This window comes from Mesorhizobium sp. 2RAF21 (genome assembly GCF_052115345.1).
Taxonomy (GTDB): Bacteria; Pseudomonadota; Alphaproteobacteria; order Rhizobiales; family Rhizobiaceae; genus Mesorhizobium; species Mesorhizobium terrae.
In genome coordinates this window covers 345,113-364,770 of sequence record NZ_JBFRGM010000004.1, presented here as the reverse complement: position 1 = coordinate 364,770, position 19,658 = coordinate 345,113, and the positions used below count along the sequence as shown (strand labels likewise).

The 19,658-nt window shown below is 64.7% G+C and carries 19 protein-coding genes; 7 read left to right on the top strand and 12 right to left on the bottom strand.

The window, feature by feature from the left end; genetic code table 11:
- Positions 1-12: 12 nt before the first annotated feature.
- From AB4136_RS09130 to AB4136_RS09115, 4 genes are all read right to left on the bottom strand, one after another.
- Positions 13-1,698, bottom strand: a complete 1,686-nt coding sequence (locus AB4136_RS09130; protein WP_024926289.1) for a Na+/H+ antiporter — start codon at positions 1,696-1,698, stop codon at positions 13-15.
- Between the two features lie 206 nt (positions 1,699-1,904).
- Entirely contained in the window at positions 1,905-2,366 is a 462-nt protein-coding gene (locus tag AB4136_RS09125; protein WP_171020932.1) for an SRPBCC family protein, read from the bottom strand.
- Positions 2,356-2,700 (bottom strand): ArsR/SmtB family transcription factor, encoded by a 345-nt coding sequence (locus AB4136_RS09120; protein WP_024926287.1) that lies wholly within the window; start codon positions 2,698-2,700, stop codon positions 2,356-2,358. The genes AB4136_RS09125 and AB4136_RS09120 overlap by 11 nt, the downstream gene beginning before the upstream one ends.
- A 182-nt stretch (positions 2,701-2,882) precedes the next feature.
- A complete protein-coding gene (locus AB4136_RS09115) occupies positions 2,883-4,322 on the bottom strand; it encodes an MFS transporter (protein ID WP_024926286.1) in 1,440 nt (479 codons plus the stop codon).
- A 143-nt stretch (positions 4,323-4,465) separates the two neighbouring features.
- On the opposite strand from AB4136_RS09115, the gene AB4136_RS09110 reads away from it, so the two are divergent.
- Positions 4,466-5,359 carry a LysR family transcriptional regulator gene (locus AB4136_RS09110; RefSeq protein WP_024926285.1) on the top strand — a complete coding sequence of 298 codons (894 nt, stop codon included), beginning with the start codon at positions 4,466-4,468 and terminating at the stop codon, positions 5,357-5,359.
- A gap of 54 nt (positions 5,360-5,413) precedes the next feature.
- Here the strand turns inward: AB4136_RS09110 and AB4136_RS09105 are convergent, their stop codons facing one another.
- From AB4136_RS09105 to AB4136_RS09090, 4 genes are all read right to left on the bottom strand, one after another.
- A complete protein-coding gene (locus AB4136_RS09105; protein WP_024926284.1) occupies positions 5,414-6,667 on the bottom strand; it encodes a L,D-transpeptidase family protein in 1,254 nt (417 codons plus the stop codon).
- A 400-nt stretch (positions 6,668-7,067) separates the two neighbouring features.
- Positions 7,068-7,583 (bottom strand): transcriptional regulator LdtR, encoded by a 516-nt coding sequence (ldtR, locus tag AB4136_RS09100; RefSeq protein ID WP_024926283.1) that lies wholly within the window; start codon positions 7,581-7,583, stop codon positions 7,068-7,070.
- A gap of 205 nt (positions 7,584-7,788) precedes the next feature.
- Positions 7,789-8,211 carry a DUF6163 family protein gene (locus tag AB4136_RS09095; RefSeq protein ID WP_024926282.1) on the bottom strand — a complete coding sequence of 141 codons (423 nt, stop codon included), beginning with the start codon at positions 8,209-8,211 and terminating at the stop codon, positions 7,789-7,791.
- Positions 8,208-9,251 carry an enoyl-CoA hydratase/isomerase family protein gene (locus AB4136_RS09090; RefSeq protein ID WP_137900614.1) on the bottom strand — a complete coding sequence of 348 codons (1,044 nt, stop codon included), beginning with the start codon at positions 9,249-9,251 and terminating at the stop codon, positions 8,208-8,210. The genes AB4136_RS09095 and AB4136_RS09090 overlap by 4 nt, the downstream gene beginning before the upstream one ends.
- A gap of 156 nt (positions 9,252-9,407) precedes the next feature.
- On the opposite strand from AB4136_RS09090, the gene AB4136_RS09085 reads away from it, so the two are divergent.
- From AB4136_RS09085 to AB4136_RS09075, 3 genes are all read left to right on the top strand, one after another.
- A complete protein-coding gene (locus AB4136_RS09085) occupies positions 9,408-10,232 on the top strand; it encodes a DUF2066 domain-containing protein (RefSeq protein WP_137900568.1) in 825 nt (274 codons plus the stop codon).
- 131 nt (positions 10,233-10,363) lie between these two features.
- On the top strand, positions 10,364-11,395 hold the full coding sequence (hemB, locus tag AB4136_RS09080; protein WP_024926279.1) for a porphobilinogen synthase: 1,032 nt from the start codon (positions 10,364-10,366) through the stop codon (positions 11,393-11,395).
- A gap of 9 nt (positions 11,396-11,404) precedes the next feature.
- The gene (locus AB4136_RS09075) at positions 11,405-13,063 is read left to right on the top strand and encodes an alpha/beta hydrolase (protein ID WP_024926278.1); all 1,659 of its coding nucleotides are present in this window, start codon (positions 11,405-11,407) and stop codon (positions 13,061-13,063) included.
- Positions 13,064-13,069: 6 nt separating this feature from the next.
- Here the strand turns inward: AB4136_RS09075 and ppk2 are convergent, their stop codons facing one another.
- The 3 genes from ppk2 to AB4136_RS09060 all read right to left on the bottom strand — a co-directional run bounded on the left by ppk2 (position 13,070) and on the right by AB4136_RS09060 (position 15,891).
- Entirely contained in the window at positions 13,070-13,990 is a 921-nt protein-coding gene (gene ppk2 / locus AB4136_RS09070; RefSeq protein WP_024926277.1) for a polyphosphate kinase 2, read from the bottom strand.
- Between the two features lie 117 nt (positions 13,991-14,107).
- Complete coding sequence (locus tag AB4136_RS09065; RefSeq protein ID WP_137900567.1) at positions 14,108-15,079, bottom strand: glycosyl transferase family 90; 972 nt, start codon at positions 15,077-15,079, stop codon at positions 14,108-14,110.
- 146 nt (positions 15,080-15,225) lie between these two features.
- Positions 15,226-15,891 carry a GntR family transcriptional regulator gene (locus AB4136_RS09060; RefSeq protein ID WP_024926275.1) on the bottom strand — a complete coding sequence of 222 codons (666 nt, stop codon included), beginning with the start codon at positions 15,889-15,891 and terminating at the stop codon, positions 15,226-15,228.
- A gap of 118 nt (positions 15,892-16,009) precedes the next feature.
- Between AB4136_RS09060 and AB4136_RS09055 the strand changes: the two genes are divergently transcribed.
- Positions 16,010-17,248, top strand: coding sequence for a multidrug efflux MFS transporter (locus AB4136_RS09055; protein WP_024926274.1), 1,239 nt, complete (start codon positions 16,010-16,012; stop codon positions 17,246-17,248).
- Between the two features lie 109 nt (positions 17,249-17,357).
- Complete coding sequence (locus tag AB4136_RS09050) at positions 17,358-17,729, top strand: DUF423 domain-containing protein (protein ID WP_024926273.1); 372 nt, start codon at positions 17,358-17,360, stop codon at positions 17,727-17,729.
- Here AB4136_RS09050 and AB4136_RS09045 read toward each other — a convergent pair.
- On the bottom strand, positions 17,726-18,358 hold the full coding sequence (locus AB4136_RS09045; protein WP_024926272.1) for a TetR/AcrR family transcriptional regulator C-terminal domain-containing protein: 633 nt from the start codon (positions 18,356-18,358) through the stop codon (positions 17,726-17,728). The genes AB4136_RS09050 and AB4136_RS09045 overlap by 4 nt on opposite strands.
- Before the next feature lie 87 nt (positions 18,359-18,445).
- Between AB4136_RS09045 and tet the strand changes: the two genes are divergently transcribed.
- Positions 18,446-19,633 (top strand): Tet(A)/Tet(B)/Tet(C) family tetracycline efflux MFS transporter, encoded by a 1,188-nt coding sequence (gene tet / locus AB4136_RS09040; protein ID WP_024926271.1) that lies wholly within the window; start codon positions 18,446-18,448, stop codon positions 19,631-19,633.
- Positions 19,634-19,658: the final 25 nt, after the last annotated feature.

Genomic DNA, 19,658 nt, shown 5'->3' with positions numbered 1-19,658 from the left:
CAAGGGCGGGCGCTATCGCTTGGCGCCCGCCTTCTTCGCCGCCGGCTTTTTCGCCCTGGCCGGGCTGTTTGCCTGCTTCCTGGCGCTGAGTGCCAGGCCGAGCATCACCTCGCCCATCACCGCGCGCATGGTGGTGTCGTTGATCTTGCGGGCTCTCAACAGATCGACAAGCGCGGCGCGCTCGGCATCAAGCGCTGCGTCGCGCATCGATTGCAGCACCGGCTGCATGTCCACGGCCGCCGGATCGTCCGCGTCGCCGGCGCCGAGCCGCTGCCGGTAATTGGGGATCAGCCGCTGCGAAACCGCCAGCCGCGCCTCGTGCAGCGCCGGGTCGGCATGCGCCTCGTCGACCATCTCTTCGATGCGCGCGATCGCCGCCTCGGCCGCGACTTGTCTCGCCAACCGCTCCTCATTGGCGTTCATGTCCTCGTCGTCGAGCGGGATGCCGCGCGCCACCACCGGCAGCGTGATGCTGGCCAGCACCAGCGAACAGATGATGACGCCGGCGGCGATGAAGACGACGAGGTCGCGCGCCGGAAAGGGCGGGCCGTTCTCCGAGATGACGAGCGGCAGCGACAAGATGCCGGCAAGCGTGATGGCGCCGCGCACGCCGGCCAGCGTCATCACCACCTTGAGCCGCGTGGTGAGCCGTAGCGACGCCCGCCCGCGCCAGCGATCGACCGCGCCGCGGACCGCCGAACCGAAGACGATCCAGGCGAAACGGATGGCAAGCAGGATCAGCGTCAGCGTGATCACCGCCAGCACCGGTTCCCAGATCGTGCCATAGAGCGACAGGTCCGGCGGGACGTTGCGGATGATCGTCGGCAGTTGCAGGCCGAGCAGCAGGAAGATGACGCCGTTGAAGGTGAAGGACAGGACTTCGATGAGCGCCATGTTCTGCATGCGCGCCGGGATCGACAGCGAGCCGAACAGGCCGGAGCGGCCGACATAGAGACCCGCCGTCACCGCCGCCAGGATGCCGGAGAAGTGAAACTGTTCGGCAAGGAGATAGGCAGCGAAAGGCAGCAGGATGAGGATCACCACTTCCACCTCGGGCCTGATGTCGCCGAGCCTGGCGACGATGCGCAGCGCCTTGGCCGTTGCCCACAACATGGCGAAACCGGCCAGCGCGCCGCCGAGCGCGACCAGGACAAAGGTCATCGCCGTCTCGCCGATCGAGAACTGGCCGGTGAGCGCGGCGGCCACAGCGAAGCGCAGCACGACAAGGCCCGACGCATCGTTGAGCAGCGATTCGCCTTCCAGGATGTGGCGGATATGGGCGGGAACCAGATCGCGCCCGACAATCGAGGACACTGCGACGGCATCGGTCGGCGACAGCACGGCGGCCAGCGCGAAGGCGACGGGCAGCGGCACCTGCGGCAGCAGCCAATGCAGCGCGTAGCCGAAGACAACGACGGTGAAGAAGACGAGCCCGAAAGCCAGGCCAAAGATGCGCGGCGCCAATTCGGCGAATTCGCGCTTCGGCAGCAGCAGGCCGTCGATAAACAGAAGCGGCGGCACGAACACCAGAAGGAACAGTTCCGGTTCCAGCTCGACCCTCAGCCCGTCGATCGGCCAGGCGAGCAAAATGCCGAGCCCGATCTGGATGATCGGCAGCGGCAAGGGCAGGATGCGCACCAGAACGCCGGAGGCGGCGACCAGGACGAGAAGCAGGAGGATCAGTGTCGCGACGGCCAAGCGTTTCTCCAGGGGTGACGGGCTCGACCTCCCCGGACATAGGGGCCGAAGCGGCAAGCCGCGTCAAGAAAAAGCCGCCCCGGCGCGGTGACTTTCACCCGCCGGACGGCTTTTTTCTCTTCCTGGACAATCGCTTATCTCGAAATCGTGATTCGATCTCGCAACGGCGTGAGTTCCGTTCCCCGCGTAGAGCGTCGGTCGAGGAACTACGCGGCGAGCAAACGCGCCAGCTTGTCGAAGCATTCCTGCCAGCCTTCGGCGTTGCCGTCGCGATGCGCCTGTTCGCGGAAGCCGCTCTGGTGGAAAGTCATCTCGGTGCCGCTATCCACCGCGCGGAAAGTAACGGTGATGACGGTCTCGGGACCGGCAAAGGCGCTGTGGGCCTGGGTCAGGGTGAGCACCAGGCGCTCCGGCGGCGCGATCTCGCGGAAGACGCCGTTTTCGACGAATTCGTGGCCCTTGTCGGAGCGATAACGCAGACGCCAGGCCCCGCCGGGGCGGGCATCGACGGTGCAGTCCGTCGTTGCATAAGTGTCCGGCGCGAACCAGTCGCGGATCGCTTCCGCCGTCACCCATTGCGCGAAAACCAAAGACGGCGGAGCCTGAAACCGACGGGTGATCGTCAGATCGAGCATGACCGCCGCGGTGGTCTTGTCCTTATGCGTCATTGTCGCCTCCTGTTTGCAAACGCGTGAGGCGCGCATCCAGCCGATCGAAGCGGCTGTTCCACAGCGCCCGGTAATCGTCCAGCCAGGCATCGATGCCGGCAAGCGGTTCAGCGCGGATTTGGCTCGGCCGCCGCTGCGCGTCGCGACCGCGCGTCACCAGCCCCGCCGCCTCCAGCACGCCGATGTGTTTCGACACCGCGCGCACCGTCATGTCGAACGGCACCGCCAGTTCGGCCACCGACGCCTCGCCATGGCGCAGCCGGTCGAGGATCGCCCGACGCGTCGGATCGGCCAGCGCGGCGAAGGTGAGGCTCATCGGGTCCTGGTGTTGCATATATGGAACCACTTAGTTCTGGAACTAATTGGTTCTATACAACGGAAAACACAAAAGATCAAATATGCACCCGCGCTCCGCGACACGACAGGGACGGCAATCGCGAGCGTAAGAGGAGAATCCCTTTCGAAATTAAGGCCTTATGCCCGAGTTCCGATTCAATGCGCGATGCGCCGGCATCGTCACCCGCGATCCTCAGCCAGGGCGACGTCGAGGCGCCGGCGGCTGAGATAGCCGATGGCAATCGCGGCGAGCATCAAACCACCGGCCACCGCGAAGGAGGTCCGCATGCCGGCGGCGACGGCTTCGGGCGGCGCGGCGGCGCCGTCGATCGCACCCGAGGCCAGGGCGAACACCGCGCCGATGACCGAGGCCCCGATGATCAGCCCGAGATTGCGCGACAGGCTGAGCATGCCGGAAACGACACCGCGACGGTCGGGCGCCACATCCATCATCACCGCCGTGTTGTTGGCGGCCTGAAACAGCTGATAGCCGGGGGTGAGCACCGCGATGCCGGCGATGTAACCGGCAACGCCCGCGGCCGCCGGCATCGTGGCCAGTGCGAACGCGCCGGCCGCCATCAGCGTCAGCCCGACGAGAACGACGGCCGACGCCCCCAGCCGGTCGACGACGCGGCCGGCCGGAATGCCGGTCAATGTCGCGATGACCGGGCCGACCGACAGCACCAAGCCGACGGAAGCGGCGTTCAGGCCGAGCGCACGGGAGAGATAGAACGGACCGACCACGAAGGTCGCCATCATCACCGTGGACACCAGCATGTTCATGGCGAGGCTGCCGCTCAGCCCGGCGTTGCGGAAGGCGGACGGGCGGATCAGCGGCGAGGCCACCCTCGCCTCGACCAGCAGGAACAGGCCCCCGGCCACAAGGGCGCCGGCGAGCAGCACCGCGTTCGACCAGCCGAAGCGCCCGCCCCCGCTGGTCGCGGCGAGCGCGAAGGCGGCAAGTGCTGCGCCGAGCAGCAGCGTGCCGGGCCCGTCGAAACCGGCGGCCTTTTGCGCAGGCCTCGATGCAGGCAGGAAACGGGAGGCGAGCAGGAGGTTCAGAACGCCCAGCGGCACCATGACAAGGAAGATCGCGCGCCAGCCGGCCGACGCGAGCAAAAAACCGCCGAGCGAGGGACCGAGCGCCGTGCCGATCGCCGACATGGTGCCGAGCAGCCCCATCGCGCTGCCGGTCTTGCCGTCGGCGACGATGTCCCGCACCGATGCAATGGTCAGCGCCATCAGGACGGACGCTCCCAGCCCCTGCAAGGCTCGGGCCGCCACCAGCATCCAGAGCGACGAGACGAGGCCGCAGGCGGCAGAAGCCAGCATGAACAAGGCAATACCGAAAAGCAGGACACGTTTGTGCCCAAAGATGTCGCCAAGCCGCCCCGCGCTGACGATCATGATGGTGACGGCGAGCAGATAGGCCAGAACGACCCACTGCACGTGCTGGAATGGCGCATCGAAGGCCTGGGCCAGCGCAGGCAAGGCGACATTGGCGATGCTGATGCCGAGCGACGACAAGAGCATGGAGAGCGCCAGGCTGGCCAGCACCCAGCCGCTGACCCGCGGCTTTGCCCCGCTTCGCTCCGCGGCGCCGTTCGTGTTCGATTGCATGGTGAGCTCCAACGTTGACCGACCTCGAAAATGGTCGACAGACAGGTAGCTCCTGGCCAAACATGGCGGAAGGCGCATCATTTGCATTTCATTCGTGCATGAAACGCCTCATCAAATCGCCTCGACTGCGTTATGCTCGATCGATGACGCGCCCCGACCTCAATCTCCTCGTCACCCTGGACGTGCTGCTTGCCGAAGGCAGCGTGGCGCGCGCCGCGCGGCGGCTGCGGCTAAGCCCCTCCGCGATGAGCCGCGCGCTGGCCCGGCTGCGCGAGACGACGGGCGATCCGTTGCTGGTGCGTGCCGGTCGCGGCCTCGTCCCGACACCGCGCGCGCTGGAATTGCGCGAACGCGTCGGCCAGATCGTCGAGGACGCGGAAGCCGCCCTGCGTCCGGCCGAGGCGCTCGACCTGACACGGCTGGTACGCACCTTCACGATGCGCAATTCCGACGGGTTCGTCGAAAATTTCGGGCCACGCCTCATCGCCCGCGTCAGTGAGCAGGCACCCGGCGTGCGCCTGCGTTTCGTGCCGAAGCCCGACAAGGACAGTGCGCCGCTGCGCGAAGGCAGCGTCGATCTGGAAACCGGTGTCATCGGCGACACGACAGGTCCCGAAATCCGCGCGCAGGCGCTGTTTCACGACCGCTTTGTCGGCGTCGTGCGCACCGGCCATCCCTTGTGCGAGGGCCGGGTCACGCCCGAGCGCTATGCAGCCGGTCGCCATATCCTCGTCTCGCGGCGCGGTTCCGACAAGGCGCCCATCGACGATGCGCTGGAGCCCTTTGGATTGAAGCGCGAAATCGTCACCATCGTCGGCGGTTTTTCGGAAGCGCTGGCCTTTGCACGGGCGACCGACCTGATCGCCAGTGTCCCCGAACGTTATACGGGGCACCTGCGCGACGGCATGTTCCGGTTTCCCCTGCCGGTGCCGGTGCCGGAATTCACGATCTCGCTTCTGTGGCACCCTCGCCTGGACGCTGACTCGGCGCATCGCTGGCTGCGCGGATGCGTGCGCGACGTCTGCCTGGAAAAATGAAACGGCCACCGGCGCTGCCGCGGTGGCCGTGACTGAATTTGATCGGCGCGCTGCTTAGAGCGACGAGGTGATCTGCAACTCGTCGACGCCGTCGCGACGATAGACGTCGTCGCGGAACTGCACCACGCCAGTGCCTGTCGACCAGGCCGAAATATAGGTGAAATAGACCGGCACCGGATTGGTGACCGCGACCGGCGTGTTGTTGCCGGACTTGATCGTCTCCTCGAAATGCTGGCGGCTCCAGCCGGCCGTATCGCGCAGGATCCAGGTGACGAGGTCGCGCACGTTCTGCACGCGCACGCAGCCCGACGAATCGAAACGCATCAGCTTGCCGAACAGGCTCTGCTGCGGCGTGTCGTGCATGTAGACGCCGTCCGGGCTCGGGAAATTGATCTTGACCGAGGCCATCGCATTGCCGGTGCCCGGATCCTGGCGGAAGCGGTACTTAGCGGCTTCCTCGGTCGACCAGTCGACGGTGGTCGGATCGACCTCCGAGCCATCGGGCGCGAGCAGGCGGATGTGGCTGTCCTTCAGATAGTTCGGGTTTTTCCGCATCAGCGGAATGATGTCCTTGCGGACGATCGAGACCGGCGCGTTCCAGTACGGATTGACGATGATCTCGTTGATCTTGGAATTCACGATCGGGGTCTGGCGATCGATCTTGCCGACAATGGCGGTGTGGCGCAGCACGACGCGATCGCCCTCGACCGCCTCGATCTGCGCGGCCGGGATGTTGACCATCACATAGCGGTTGCCGAGGAAGCCGCCCATCGAGCGCAGCCGCACCAGATTGGTTTCGAGCTGGCCGAGGCGCACCTGCGCGGAGACATTCATGGCGGCGAAGGTGTATTTGCCGGTGACGCCGTCGGCCGGAAGGCCATGACGGGTCTGGAAGCGCTTCAGGGCCGAATCGACGTAGGAATCGAAGGATTCCGACAGGCCGGCGCTCGCCGACAGATCGCCGGAGACCATCAGCCGCTTGCGCAGCACGGCGACATCGGCATCGGAAACGCCGAGTTGCAGCTTCTTGGTGGCCGGCACCTGCGGCCAGCCGCCCTGGGCGACGATGTCGCGATACTGGGCAATGGCTTGCTCGGTATAGGTCACCGTCTGCGGGCTGAAGATCGGCAATGTCGATGCGACCTTGCCGGTTTCCGTGGCGCGGGCGTCGAACGTGTCGTCCCAGCCGCCCTGCCCCGAGGCCTTCAGGATTCCGTCAACGGCGTCCTGGGCGCTGGCGGCGCCGGCGGCAAATGCCACGGCGAGCGCGGAAGCTCCGGTGAGAAACAGGCGGCGACTGGTGTTCATAAGCGTTCCAGACTTGTTCAACAGTTCGACGATCGGCCACTTGACCCTAGCGATTGGGTCCGCACTTTATGGTTGCCATTCTTAACATTTAGCCAACCATACCTCGCATTTCCTTGCGGGAGAACGCCCGACTGCGAGTGAGGTTCCCGCCAGCCTGCTGCCGGCGACACCGTTCGCCTCCTCGCTTTCATCGGAATATGGCGGCAATTGGGCATCGGCCCCGCCATAGATGCCGGCACCGCATGAAAGAAAGGGCCAGTGCCTTTTCAGCACCGGCCCAGTCCGGAGATCTCGATCTCCTCCTCCCCGCTCTCTGGCGTGGTATTTCGATGCAGCGGCAGGGCCGCGCAAAACCATTGCCCGCCGGCTTGGCCGGCGGGCAACAGTTGATATCGGCCGCTTACATGCGGTAGGCGATGGTGTCGTTCCAGAAGCGGTCCAGGCGCTGCAGGGCGCGGTTCATCTGCTTGAACTCGTCCTGGTTGATGCCGCCGACCTGTTCGATCGAGCCGATGTGGCGCTCATAGAGACCGGCCACCACTTCCGCCACTGCATTGCCCTTGTCGGTCAGGCTGACGCGGACCGAACGGCGGTCGATGCGCGAGCGCTGGTGGTTGATGAAACCGAGATCGACCAGCTTCTTCAGGTTATAGGACACGTTCGAGCCGAGATAATAACCGCGCGAGCGCAGTTCACCGGCGGTCAGTTCAGCATTGCCGATATTGAAGAGCAGCAGTGCCTGAATGGCATTGATGTCGGAACGGCCGTTGCGGTCGAATTCATCCTTGATCACGTCAAGCAAACGGCGGTGCAGACGCTCGACCAGCTGGAGGGATTCCATGTAGAGCGTGCGGATGGAGTCACGACGTTCATCGATAACGTTGGCGGTCTTCGCCATGGGACGCGAATTGATCATTGTCTTTGCCTCTCGTTTGTCGCCTGGTGACTTTTTTGTTTTTGTCACCTTGATCGCGACACTATCGAATACCCATAAAATTCGACTTAAACGCCAGGGCTAACAAGAGCTTACCGGTAAGAGGTTTCGATAGAGGGTTAATAAAAACCCTGCCGAGGGGAGAAAATTAACCTAAAGATTTAGCGAATGACCGAAAGGCCCGGAATCACTGCCTTTGGCGGCGCTGCTGCAGGTGCACCAATACTCTAAGGACAGTGTAGATCACCGCGACCGCCGCATGAGCCGCCACGATCAGCCAGCGTTCGCCGAACAGCTGCGGATAGCCCGCATACATAATTGTCTCGGTCAGCGCGCAGATAAACCAGATCACCGGCCCCCATGACGCCAGCATCCAGAGGCCGGCGGCGGCGAAAGGAAAGAAGACGGCCAGCGTCGCCGCCGCCAGTTGCCAATGCACCGGCATCAGGTCGAAGCGCCACAGCGGACCGGGGTAGAAGCCGATCAGCCGGATCCAGTAGAGAACGCCGAACATCAGGCAATAGACAGCGACGATGCGCTGGAACCACTCGAAGATGAGTTCCGTCAGCGACGGTTCAAGCACGACACGGCTCTGCGCGGCGTCGTTCACAGCGCAAGTTCCCGCTCGCCAAGCGGCGCGAAATAGCCATCGACGTCGGCGGGCCCGATCGAACCCAGTCCCGCAGGACGCCATTTCGGCTGACGATCCTTGTCGACGATCGCCGCGCGAATGCCTTCATAGAAGTCGTGGCCTTCGAGCATGCGCACCAGAATGCGGAACTCCATGCGCATGCAATCGTCCATCGACAAGGTGAGGCCGGCGCTGATCTGGCGAAACGCCACGTTGAGGCTGGTGGGCGAGCGCTGGGCGAGCGTCGCCAGCGTCTTGGCCGCGAACTCGTCCTTGCCGGCCCCGGCCTCGAGGCTGGCGACGACACCGGCCAAAGTGTCCTTCGAGAAATGATATGCGATGGCCCCGAGCAACGGGCGCTCGGTTTCGCGCGCGGCCTGGATGAAATAGCTGCGCAGCACCGCGTCCGGTTCACCGGTCTCGGTCAGTTGCTGCACGAAGCCGGCCTGGTCGGCCGCCTTGATGGTGTGGGTGGCCAGCCCCGACCACAATGCGTCGCCATAGCGGATGCGCTCGCCGGTCAACGCCAGATACATGCCGAAGCTGCCGCCGAGATCGGGCAGGAGATGGCTGCCGCCGACATCCGGGAAGAAGCCGATACCGACTTCCGGCATGGCGAAAAGCGCGTTTTCAGTCAAAACCCGGTGCGAACCGTGGAAGGAAATGCCGACGCCGCCGCCCATGACGATGCCGTCGATGAGCGATACATAGGGTTTGCGGTAACGGGCGATATAGGCATTCAGCCGGTATTCGTCGGCGAAGAATTCGACCGGCGGCCTGCCGGCCTTGCCGCCTTCATAGACAGCCAGAATGTCGCCGCCGGCGCAAAACGCCCTGCCCTCGGCCTTGACCAGCACCAGCTCGACGGCGGCATCCGCCTCCCAGGCCTCAAGCGCGCGCATCAGCGCCTTGACCATGCCATGGGTGAGCGCGTTGAGCGCCTGCGGGCGGGTCAGCGTCACGACGCCTGCCCGGCCCATTCTTTCGAAGCGGATTTCGTCGCCGCCGCCAAAGTCCATAGCCAAGAGAATCCCTTCGAGCCCGCCACAGAAGTGCTAAGCGCCGCCCTTGGGCGCGTCAATGCCGCACGGCTCACGCCGATTGGCCGTTGGAAAAGCCAATGCTACTGTCCCGCCCGGCCACGCAACACGGTGTGGCGCTTGGTGGGGTGAGCGATGACCATCGGCCGTCGACTGATGTTTGCGGTGCTCATGCTTATGGGTGCGGGCCTTGGCAGTCTTGCCCTCGCCGATCCGCGTTCCGACCTCTATCAGGCCAAGGCCATCGTCACCGGAACCGGCGAGACCAACCGCGAACTGGGTTTCCGCAAATGTCTCGACGACGTGTTGCTGCGTGTTTCCGGCGATCAGCGCCTGCTCAGCCGCCGCGAAATGCCGGCGCTGCGCGACAAGGCCGGCAGCTTCGTTTCCGAATTCCGCTATCGCGACCGGCTGGAGGGCCGTCCCGTGCGCGACGAGCAAGGCACGCATGACCGGCCGCATGATCTGACATGCCTGTACAAGCCAGAGACCGTCGACGCGGTGCTGAAGTCGCTGGGCAGCAGACCGTGGCTGGACAAGAGGCCGAAACTGGTCGTGCTGCTGGGTGTAAAGAACGCCAAGGGAAGTTATGTCCTGGCTTCCGACGAGGCCAGCGGCCGGTACATGCAGGAATCGCTGCTCGCCGCCGCGCAACTGCCGTCGTTGTCGATCGCGATACCGCCGCGCGCCTTGCTGGCCAGGGACAAGTTCGACTTCAATGCATTGCAGGGTGCCGGGATCAAGGATCTCGACACGATCGCGATCACCGCCGATGGCGACCAAGCCCTGGCCGGATCGCTCACCTGGAGCGACAAGGACCTTGGCTGGGTGGCCGAGTGGCGGCTTGCCACCAAGGGCAAGGTGTGGCGCTGGGGCGCGCGCGGCATTTCCTTCGACGATGCCTTCCGTTTAGCCATGCGTGGTGCTGCCCAAATCCTGTCGGGCAACGGCCAGCCTTAGCCTCTCCATCCATAGTGTGGGCGCACCGGGTGCGACCATCCGCGCCGGCCGCTTCCGCCTCTGGTACAACCATGCCGCATTGGTCGCTTTGGCACGGGCATGATAGAAAACGGCCAATCGGAGTTATCGCCATGAACAAGTTCGTCCCGGCAAAACCGGCCGGCACCCGCAGCGTCGACGAGATCACCGGCTCGCGCCGCCTGCGCCGCATGCGCAAGGCCGACTGGTCGCGCCGTCTCGTGCAGGAGAACCGGCTGACCGTCGACGATCTGATCTGGCCGATCTTCCTGACCGGCGGGTCCAATGTGCGCGAGCCGATCGACGCGATGCCGGACGTTTTCCGCCTCAGCATCGACCAGGCGGTTCGCGAGGCGGAGCGCGCCGCCAAACTGGGCATTCCGGCGCTGGCGACCTTCCCGAACATCGACGCGCGTCGCAAGGACGTGACCGGCTCGCACATTCTGGACCCCGACAACCTGATCAACGCCGCAACCCGCGCCATCAAGGCAGCCGTTCCGGAAATCGGCATCATCACCGATGCCGCGCTCGACCCCTTCACCAGCCACGGCCATGACGGCATCCTGCGCGACGGCATCATCGTCAATGACGAGACGGTCGAACAGGTCGCGGCCGCCGCCGTGCTTCAGGCGGCCGCCGGCTCCGACATCGTCGCGCCGTCCGACATGATGGACGGCCGCATCGGCGCCATCCGCGACGCGCTCGACGCCAACGGCTTCCAGGACGTGGCGATCATGTCCTACGCGACCAAATTCGCTTCTGCCTTCTACGGCCCGTATCGCGAGGCGATCGGCACGCAAGGCCTGCTGAAGGGCGACAAGAAGACCTATTACATCGACCACGCCAATTCGGACGAGGCGGTGCGCGAAGCCGAGCAGGACCTCGCCGAAGGCGCGGACATGCTGATGGTGAAGCCCGGCCTGCCCTATCTCGACATCATCCGCCGTCTGAAGGACGAATTCCGCGTGCCGACCTTCGCCTACCAGGTGTCGGGCGAATATTCGATGATCAAGGCAGCAAGCGCCAATGGCTGGATCGACGGCGAAAAGGCGATGCTGGAATCGCTGCTTGCCCTCAAGCGCGCCGGCTGCGACGGTATCCTCACCTATTTCGCGCCGCGCGTGGCCGAGATCCTGAAAGGCTGAGCCTCGCTTATGGTGTTCCGGTGGGCAGCAAGGACAATCGACGCCTTCTCGCTGACCGGACTGGCCCTGGCGACGCTGTTTTTCTGCGCGTCGCTTTCGCCGAGCCTCATCCCGCGTGACGGCATCACGCAAGGGGTGCTGTCGGGCTTGAGCTTCTCCGCCGGCTACGGCGTCGGCGTCGCCTTGCGCGCGCTCTGGACCTATATGGGATTGCCCGTTGCCGACATCCGCCGGCTGGCTGTTCCCTATTGGGCGATCATCCTGGCCTGCATCGCGGCGGCCGTCATCTTCCTGGTCCAGGCGTCCGGCTGGCAGGATTCCATCCGCGTCCTGATGGGCATGCAACCGGCCGACAAGATCGGACCGATCCAGGTCGCGGCGATCGCGCTCGTCACCTTCGCCATCGTCATCTTGATCGCCCGGCTGCTGGCCCGCATCTTCCGCGGCATCGCAAGCCGCCTGCGCCCCTATGTGCCGAGGCGCGTCGCCGGCGTCGTCGGCCTCGCCGTCACCGCGCTTCTGTTCTGGTCGGTGGTCGACGGGGTGCTGCTGCGCTTCGCGCTGCGGGTGATGGATTCGTCCTATCGTGAGGTCGACCAGATCGTCGACGCGGATGTGAAGCCACCGGCCAACCCGCAAAAGACCGGCGGTCCCACCTCGCTGATCGGCTGGCAGGGCCTTGGCAAGATGGGGCGCGACTACATCGCCTCGGCGCCGACCGGGAGCGAAATCGCCAACCAGACTCATCAGGACGCAAAGGAGCCGATCCGCGTCTATGCCGGCTTGAACTCAGCCAGGACTGTCGAGGAGCGGGCCAAGCTGGCGCTCGACGAACTGGTGCGTGTCGGCGGCTTCGAGCGCTCGGCGCTCATCATCATCACGCCGACCGGAACCGGCTGGGTCGATCCCGCCGGTATCGACCCAGTCGAATATCTGCACCACGGCGACATAGCGAGCGTCGCCATACAATATTCCTACCTGCCGAGCTGGCTGTCGCTGCTGGTCGAGCCCGGTTACGGTTCCGAGGCCTCGCGCGCGCTGTTCGCGCAGATCTACGGCTACTGGAAACAACTGCCGAAGGACAAGCGCCCGAAACTCTATCTCTATGGCCTCAGCCTCGGCGCGATGAATTCGGACCTGTCGAGCGATCTCTATGACGTCGTCGGCGATCCCTATCAGGGCGCGCTCTGGGCGGGACCGCCCTTCCCGAGCCGCACCTGGAACACCGCCACCGCCAGCCGCGTCGCCGGTTCGCCAGCCTGGCTGCCGCGCTTCCGCGACGGCTCGATCATCCGTTTCACCAACCAGCACAACGCCCTTGGCCTCGACGGCGCGCCGTGGGGGCCGATCCGGATCGTCTATCTGCAATATGCCAGCGATCCGATCGTCTTCTTCGACCCCTACTCGGCATTCCGCCAGCCCGCCTGGATGAAGGGCGAGCGCGGCCCCGACGTCTCGCCGCGTTTCCGCTGGTTCCCGATCGTGACGCTGCTGCAGCTGACCGTGGACATCGGGCTCGGCACCACCGCGCCGATGGGGCATGGCCACGTCTATGCCCCGGAACACTATATCGATGCCTGGGTGGCGGTTTCCCAGCCGCCCGGCTGGACGGCTGAGAAGATCGACGCGCTGAAGGCCTATTTCGTCTCCCAGCGCCCGGCCGGCTGATCCCGATCAGTATTTCTGCGGCACGTGCAGTTCCGGCGGCAGCACCGCGCGCTCATATTGCGGGTTGAAGACGCGCTCCGGCAGCGTGATGTCGTCGTGTGGCACGGCCTCGTAGGGCACCTGCTGCAGAAGATGGTCGATGCAGTTGAGGCGTGCCCGCTTCTTGTCGTTGCCTTCGACGATGAACCACGGCGCTTCCTTGATGTTGGTGCGCAGCAGCATCTCTTCCTTGGCCTTGGTGTACTGCTCCCAGCGCACGCGCGACTGCAGGTCCATCGGCGACAGCTTCCACTGCTTCATCGGATCGTGGATGCGCATGAGGAAGCGCATCTGCTGCTCCTCGTCGGTGATCGAGAACCAGTATTTGATCAGCGTGATGCCGGAACGCACCAGCATGCGCTCGAACTCCGGCACATCGTGGAAGAATTCCTCGACCTGCCCGGGCGTGGCGAAACCCATCACCCGCTCGACGCCGGAGCGGTTGTACCAGGAGCGGTCGAACAGCACGATCTCGCCACCGGCCGGCAGATGCGGCACGTAGCGCTGGAAATACCATTGCGAGCGCTCGCGCTCGGTCGGCGCCGGCAGCGCCACCACGCGGCAGATGCGCGGGTTGAGACGCTGGGTGATGCGCTTGATGACGCCGCCCTTGCCGGCGGAATCGCGCCCCTCGAACAACACCACCACCTTCGCCTTGGTGTGGGCGACCCAGGATTGCAGCTTGATCAGTTCCGACTGCAGCCTGAGCAGTTCGCGGAAATAGGTCATGCGGTCGACGGATGGCGGGTGCGACCGCTTGTAGATCTTGGCGATTTCCTCCGAAAGCGCCGGTTCCGACAGCTCCAGCTCATAGTCTTCGTCGAGCGTGTCGGCGAGTTCCGCCTCAAGCCAGTCTGTTGCGGGAGAATTGCGTTCCAGTTCGGTCATCATGTCGCTCCGCGTTGGCGCCGTGAGCCGACCAATATCCGCCCGCAATGACGGTTTTATTTCAGGGTATTCGGAGCAACGAAGTCGTTCTGAGGAAGAAGCCCCGTATTCACCGCCTCAAGCGGATATGAAGCGCCAGATCTTGTCGTCGGGCTCGATCTGGCCGCTCAGCACGAAATATTTGTAGAGCACGAGGAAGGACAGCGCCGTCTCGGTCGGTCCGTTCTGGAACTGGCGGCAATAGGCCTGGGCATTGCCAATGATGCGTTCGGCCTGTTCGGGATGACGCTCGAAGAAAGCGATCTTGTCGGAAAGGTCCGAAAAATCCGGCGCGAGCTCGACATAATGGACGTCGGGCTTCAGATGCCCCTCGCAGAACCAGATCTCGTTCGTCGGCTTCAGCATCAGGCACAGCGAATTCGAACTCATAATCCATTTCAGGTTCGTCGCCACGTCATAGCCTTCGAGCGAGACGATGTAGCGGTAGCGCTTCTGCTCCTCGACGCTCATGAACGGCCTGCGGTGGCGCTCCGGCGCGTGGGTGGCCGGCGAGCCTACATCGCAGAAGGGCAGCCCCTGGGCGGCGTCCAGGAAGGTCAGGCGGATCGGGTTGTTGAGATCGCCCCGCCACACGACCCGGGGCTGCTTGTCCGCGAACCGCAGCGGGTCCGCCGGCATCTGGAAATGGCGGAGCTTGTCCAGCTTGAACAGGACGGCATTGGCGTTGTCGGCGCCGACCGGCCGGTTCTTGACGATGGTAGGCACCGGCGGCAGGCCACGCACGTCGCCATATTCGACATCCAGCCGCAGCGCGCCATCGAAGTAACGCGCGAATTCCTTGAGGTCGTAATAGTACATCGTCGGGCGGAACGGCAACGTTGCCACCGATACCGCAGCCGCGCTCGGTGTGAAACGGTCTTGCAGCTTGTTGTAGTAGTTCAGCCGCTCGACGATCGAAGGTCCGGAGCGAACCGCTCGCGCCAGCCACTTGTCGAGCCGGCGGCGAAACAGCGCTGGCGGCGCACTGTCGCGAACAATATTACGAGCATAGTAGAAGACTTTCCCTGCCCGACGACGAAGATTACCCATCGATATTCCAATGCAAGCGGCCGCACCGGTTTTTATCGCCGGGACCACCGTTGCACCAGATAATCTCGGCGAAAAACAATCAAAGAATGTGACGAAACATTATTAAGAAACAACGCCAGTCAGCCAGCCCGGATGCGGGTTCTGTTCTAGGCCGCGACGACGGCGAAGCCCATGGCGCGCAAGCCCCGGCGCTCGGTCTGCAGGGAGCCGACCAGCCTGTCGCGGCTGCCGCCGATGTGAAGAACGAGGAGGCGCGCCGCCTCGTCGGCCTCACCTGCCCGGATCGCCGACAGAATGGCGCGGTGCTCGGCCCAGGCGCGGGCTGACGCCGCCTCGTCGCGAATTTCCAGCCAGCGCGCCCGCGACAGCCTTGTCATGGCATCGCGGACGCCGCGAAACAGGAACTCGTTGCCGGACATGCGCGCCAGTTCGACATGGAAATCAGTTCCGACCCGGTGCCACTCCTCCCTTGGCGTATCGTCGCCACAGGAATCCAGCATCGCCTCGATGGCGTCGAGGCCGCTCTTGTCCTCGAGCTTCGCCACCAGCCGCGCAGCCGCCACTTCGACGGCCTGCCGGTAGACCGCGATCTGCTCGATCTCGGCCAGATTGATCGGCGACACCGTCCAGCCGCGTCCGTCCCGCTGGACCAGCCCTTCCGTTTCCAGCCGGAGCAGCGCGGCCCGTACCGGCGTGCGCGAAGCGCCGAAACGGCTTTCGATCCAGCGTTCGGTGAGTTTTTCGCCCGGACCGATGTCGAGGCCGAGGATCATTTCGCGAAGCTGCCGCTCCACCTGCTGCATTTGCGACATCGCCGAACCGCTCTCTTCAATCCTGGCCCATTGACAGGACGCAAGGCGCGTCCGATACGGATACCAATTTGGTATCCCAAAGCGGCATACGAAACAAGCCGCAGTGAAGAGCGCCGACATGCCGAATGAAAACGCCGCGTCCGCCGATGCAGGCTACAATGTCCATTGGCGCCGCAATCTGGTCGTCTGCCTGATCGGCTCCTTCACCACGCTGGTGGCGATGACGCTGCTGTTGCCTTTCCTGCCGCTCTATGTCGAGGAACTGGGCGTCAGCGACCGCGCCGCCATCGTGCAATGGTCCGGCATTGCTTATGGCGCCACCTTTCTGGCCGCGGCGCTGGTCGCGCCGCTGTGGGGGCGACTGGGCGACCGCTACGGCCGCAAGGTGATGCTGGTGCGGGCAAGCTTCGGCATGGCCGTGTGCATGTCGCTGATGGGCATGGTGCAGGATGTCTGGCAACTGGTGGCATTGCGCCTGCTGATCGGCCTGGCTGGCGGTTATTCGTCCGGCTCGACCATTCTGGTCGCCATGCAGACGCCGAAGGATCGTTCCGGCTGGGCCCTGGGCATGCTTTCAGCCGGCATCATGGCCGGCAATCTGGTCGGCCCGCTGATCGGCGGCGGCCTGCCGCCCCGCATCGGCATTCGCGCCACCTTCCTGATTGCTGGCGGCGTCATCTTCCTGGCGTTTCTGGCCACGACCTTGCTGATCAAGGAAGAGCGGCGCCCGGCGACGACAGGCGCGCGGAAGCAGACGCAAGGCGGCTGGTCGCAGCTTCCCGACAAGCGGCCGATTGTGGCGATGCTGGCGACCGGCATGCTGTTGATGTTCGCCACCATGTCGATCGAGCCGATCATCACCGTCTATGTCGCCGAACTGGTTCCCGATCCGGCAAGGGTGACGCTGGTCGCCGGCTTCGTCATGTCGGCGGCCGCACTTGGCGCGATCCTGTCGGCGCCAAGGCTCGGCAGACTGGCCGACCGCGTCGGCCACTGGACCGTCATCACCGGCGCGCTGGCGGTCGCGGCACTGCTGCTGATCCCGCAGGCCTTCGTCACCGAAAGCTGGCAGCTGATCGTTTTGCGCTTCCTGATGGGGCTGGCGCTGGGCGGGCTTTTGCCCTCGGTCACAAGCATCATCCGCCACAATGTGCCGGACGGCGTCGGCGGCAATGTGCTCGGCTATTCCATCTCGGCGCAATATATCGGCCAGGTCGCGGGACCGGTGCTCGGCGGCTTTGTCGGCGGCCATTTCGGCATGCGCGCCGTGTTCCTGTCGACCGCCGTGCTTCTGGCGCTCGGCGCTTTCTACAACTGGGTCGTGCGCGCCCGCTACCAACAGCCGCAGCCCGCCTGAGGCCAGAAGCGTGCGATGTTGCGGCGAAGAGCCAGAGGCGCTTTCTTCCGAAAGTGCCTTTGCTTTTTGAATTCGAACGCCCGCCCCGCAACGAGACCGAGCCTTGCCGATGAGCCCTTCCCGCTTCGCCTTCGAACCCTGTTCGCCGCTGGTGCTTGCCGGCGGCCTCTGCGGCGCGGCCGGTGTCGCGCTGTCTGCCGCCGCCGCTCATCTCGGCGGGGCTTTTACCGGAACCGTGGCGTCATTTCTGCTCGCGCATGCGGCGGTCCTGCTCGCCATCGGCCTGGTCGGCGGCAACCGGCTGCTGCGCATCGGTGGCTTCGTGCTGCTGGTGGGGCTGGTGTTGTTTTGCGGCGACCTGCTCGCTCGCGATTTCCTCGGCGGCCGGCTTGTGCCCTTCGCGGCACCGGTTGGCGGTTCGCTGCTGATCCTCGGCTGGCTGGTCGTTGCCGCTTCGGCGCTTATACGTTCGAAGGCCTAGGGCTTTGAGACAGCCGCGCTGGCAAGCTGCGCCGCCGCGCCATCGAGGATGAACCGCAAGCCCGCCTCGAACAAGGCGGCATGCCCACCTTCGCGGTAATGCGCCAGACCCGCTGCCGTCAAAGGATAGTCGCGCGCCGCGCCGTCGAGTTCCGCGCCCCGGCCCGGCCCTTCCGGAAAATCGGCCTGCTCTTCGATGACGCAACCAAGCGTGTAGCGCCCAAGGGCGATGAACAACATCATCGCCTCGCCGGCATCGATACCCTGCGCGACCAGGAAGGCGATTTTCGCCTCGATGTCCTGCATCTCGTCGGGCTCGGCTTCGGTGCCGGCATGCACCCGGCCGGCGTCGCGGTAGGCAAGCAGCGCGGCACGAAAACTGCGCGTGTTCTGTGCCAGATAATGCTGCCAGTCCTCGTCCGCATGCGGCAGCCGGCTGTCATGGCCGCGCTCCAGGATCTCTTTGTTCATCGCGTCCAGCAACGCACGCTTGTTCTTGAAATGCCAATACAAGGCCGGCTGCCGCACCTGAAGCCGCTCGGCAAGCAGGCGCGTTGAAAGCATATCCACGCCAACCTCGTTGAGCAGCTTCAGCGCCTCGTCGATGATGCGCGCGCGGTCGACCTTCATTCTCGCCTCCGGATCATTGCGAGCTGCATTGCATCTGGAATTTATCAATGATAAGTGAATTTATCACTGATAAATTTTGAGCAATCCATGAACCGCCCCATCGCCGTCATTCTGGCCACGGTCGCCCTCACCGCAACCGGCATCGGGCTGACCATGCCGGTCATCCCGCAATTGCTGCGCGAGGTTGGCCATACCGGCGACCTCGGCTGGCGCTACGGGGCGTTCCTCGCGCTCTATGCATTGATGCAGTTCGTCTTCGCGCCGCTGCTCGGCGCTTTGTCCGACCGCTTCGGGCGTCGACCGCTGCTGTTGATGTCGCTGGCCGGCGCGGCTGTCGATTATCTGTTCATGACCGTGGCCCCGACGCTGTGGTTGCTGTTCGTCGGCCGCGCGATCGCCGGAATAACCGGTGCCGTTTCGGCGGTCGCATCGGCCTACATCGCCGACGTCACGCCGGAAGAGCAGCGCGCTCGGCGCTTTGGACAGCTTGGCGCGGCCTTCGGCATCGGCTTCATCGCCGGCCCGGCGATAGGCGGCCTTCTCGGAGGCGTCTGGACCCGCGCGCCATTCCTCGTTGCCGCGGCCTTGAACGGCATCACCTTGCTGATCGCCCTTTTTGTGCTGAAGGAGCCGAAGCGCCGCGACCGCGAAATGGCGACCGTTTCCCTCAATCCCTTCGCGCCCTTGCGCTGGGCATTCGGCTTTCCGCTGTTGCTGCCTTTGCTGGGCACTGCCGTGTTGCTGACGATGATCGGCGAAGTCGGCGGCACGATCTGGGTCGTCTATGTCGAGGACAAGTTCGCCTGGGACCCGCTGACCGTCGGCATCTCGCTTGCCTTGTTCGGCCTGTTCCACGCCCTGGCGCAGGCATTCGTCGCCGGGCCGGTCAGCGAAAGGCTGGGCGAGAAAAAAGCTCTGCTCGTCAGCATCGCCGCCGACAGCGCCGCCTATGTGCTAGTCGGCCTAGCAACGCGTGGCTGGATGGCTTTCATGTTGCTGCCGCTGCTCTGCCTCGGCGGTATCGGCGCGCCGGTGCTACAATCGTTGATGACGGCCGAAGTGGACGAGAACAATCAGGGCCGCCTGCAGGGCGTGCTTGCCGGCTTGACCAGCCTCGCCTCGGTGGTCGCGCCGCTGGCGATTTCAACTGGCTACTTCGCCACGCGCGCCACCTTCCCGGGGCTGGTCTGGATCGGCGGCGCCGCCCTCTACCTCCTGTGCGTACCGCTGCTGGTCTCCCGTCGACGGCTGCAAGGCGCGCCGGCTAGACCGTAACCTTCTCTGTTCTCTATTCCCTGTC

Bases quoted from the DNA above. Each gene is read 5' to 3' on its own strand.
- AB4136_RS09125 (WP_171020932.1), bottom strand. From the start codon at position 2,366: ATGACGCATAAGGACAAGACCACCGCGGCGGTCATGCTCGATCTGACG.
- AB4136_RS09120 (WP_024926287.1), bottom strand. From the start codon at position 2,700: ATGCAACACCAGGACCCGATGAGCCTCACCTTCGCCGCGCTGGCCGAT.
- AB4136_RS09115 (WP_024926286.1), bottom strand. From the start codon at position 4,322: ATGCAATCGAACACGAACGGCGCCGCGGAGCGAAGCGGGGCAAAGCCG.
- AB4136_RS09110 (WP_024926285.1), top strand. From the start codon at position 4,466: ATGACGCGCCCCGACCTCAATCTCCTCGTCACCCTGGACGTGCTGCTT.
- AB4136_RS09105 (WP_024926284.1), bottom strand. From the start codon at position 6,667: ATGAACACCAGTCGCCGCCTGTTTCTCACCGGAGCTTCCGCGCTCGCC.
- ldtR (WP_024926283.1), bottom strand. From the start codon at position 7,583: ATGATCAATTCGCGTCCCATGGCGAAGACCGCCAACGTTATCGATGAA.
- AB4136_RS09090 (WP_137900614.1), bottom strand. From the start codon at position 9,251: ATGGACTTTGGCGGCGGCGACGAAATCCGCTTCGAAAGAATGGGCCGG.
- AB4136_RS09085 (WP_137900568.1), top strand. From the start codon at position 9,408: ATGACCATCGGCCGTCGACTGATGTTTGCGGTGCTCATGCTTATGGGT.
- hemB (WP_024926279.1), top strand. From the start codon at position 10,364: ATGAACAAGTTCGTCCCGGCAAAACCGGCCGGCACCCGCAGCGTCGAC.
- AB4136_RS09075 (WP_024926278.1), top strand. From the start codon at position 11,405: ATGGTGTTCCGGTGGGCAGCAAGGACAATCGACGCCTTCTCGCTGACC.
- ppk2 (WP_024926277.1), bottom strand. From the start codon at position 13,990: ATGACCGAACTGGAACGCAATTCTCCCGCAACAGACTGGCTTGAGGCG.
- AB4136_RS09065 (WP_137900567.1), bottom strand. From the start codon at position 15,079: ATGGGTAATCTTCGTCGTCGGGCAGGGAAAGTCTTCTACTATGCTCGT.
- AB4136_RS09060 (WP_024926275.1), bottom strand. From the start codon at position 15,891: ATGTCGCAAATGCAGCAGGTGGAGCGGCAGCTTCGCGAAATGATCCTC.
- AB4136_RS09055 (WP_024926274.1), top strand. From the start codon at position 16,010: ATGCCGAATGAAAACGCCGCGTCCGCCGATGCAGGCTACAATGTCCAT.
- AB4136_RS09050 (WP_024926273.1), top strand. From the start codon at position 17,358: ATGAGCCCTTCCCGCTTCGCCTTCGAACCCTGTTCGCCGCTGGTGCTT.
- AB4136_RS09045 (WP_024926272.1), bottom strand. From the start codon at position 18,358: ATGAAGGTCGACCGCGCGCGCATCATCGACGAGGCGCTGAAGCTGCTC.
- tet (WP_024926271.1), top strand. From the start codon at position 18,446: ATGAACCGCCCCATCGCCGTCATTCTGGCCACGGTCGCCCTCACCGCA.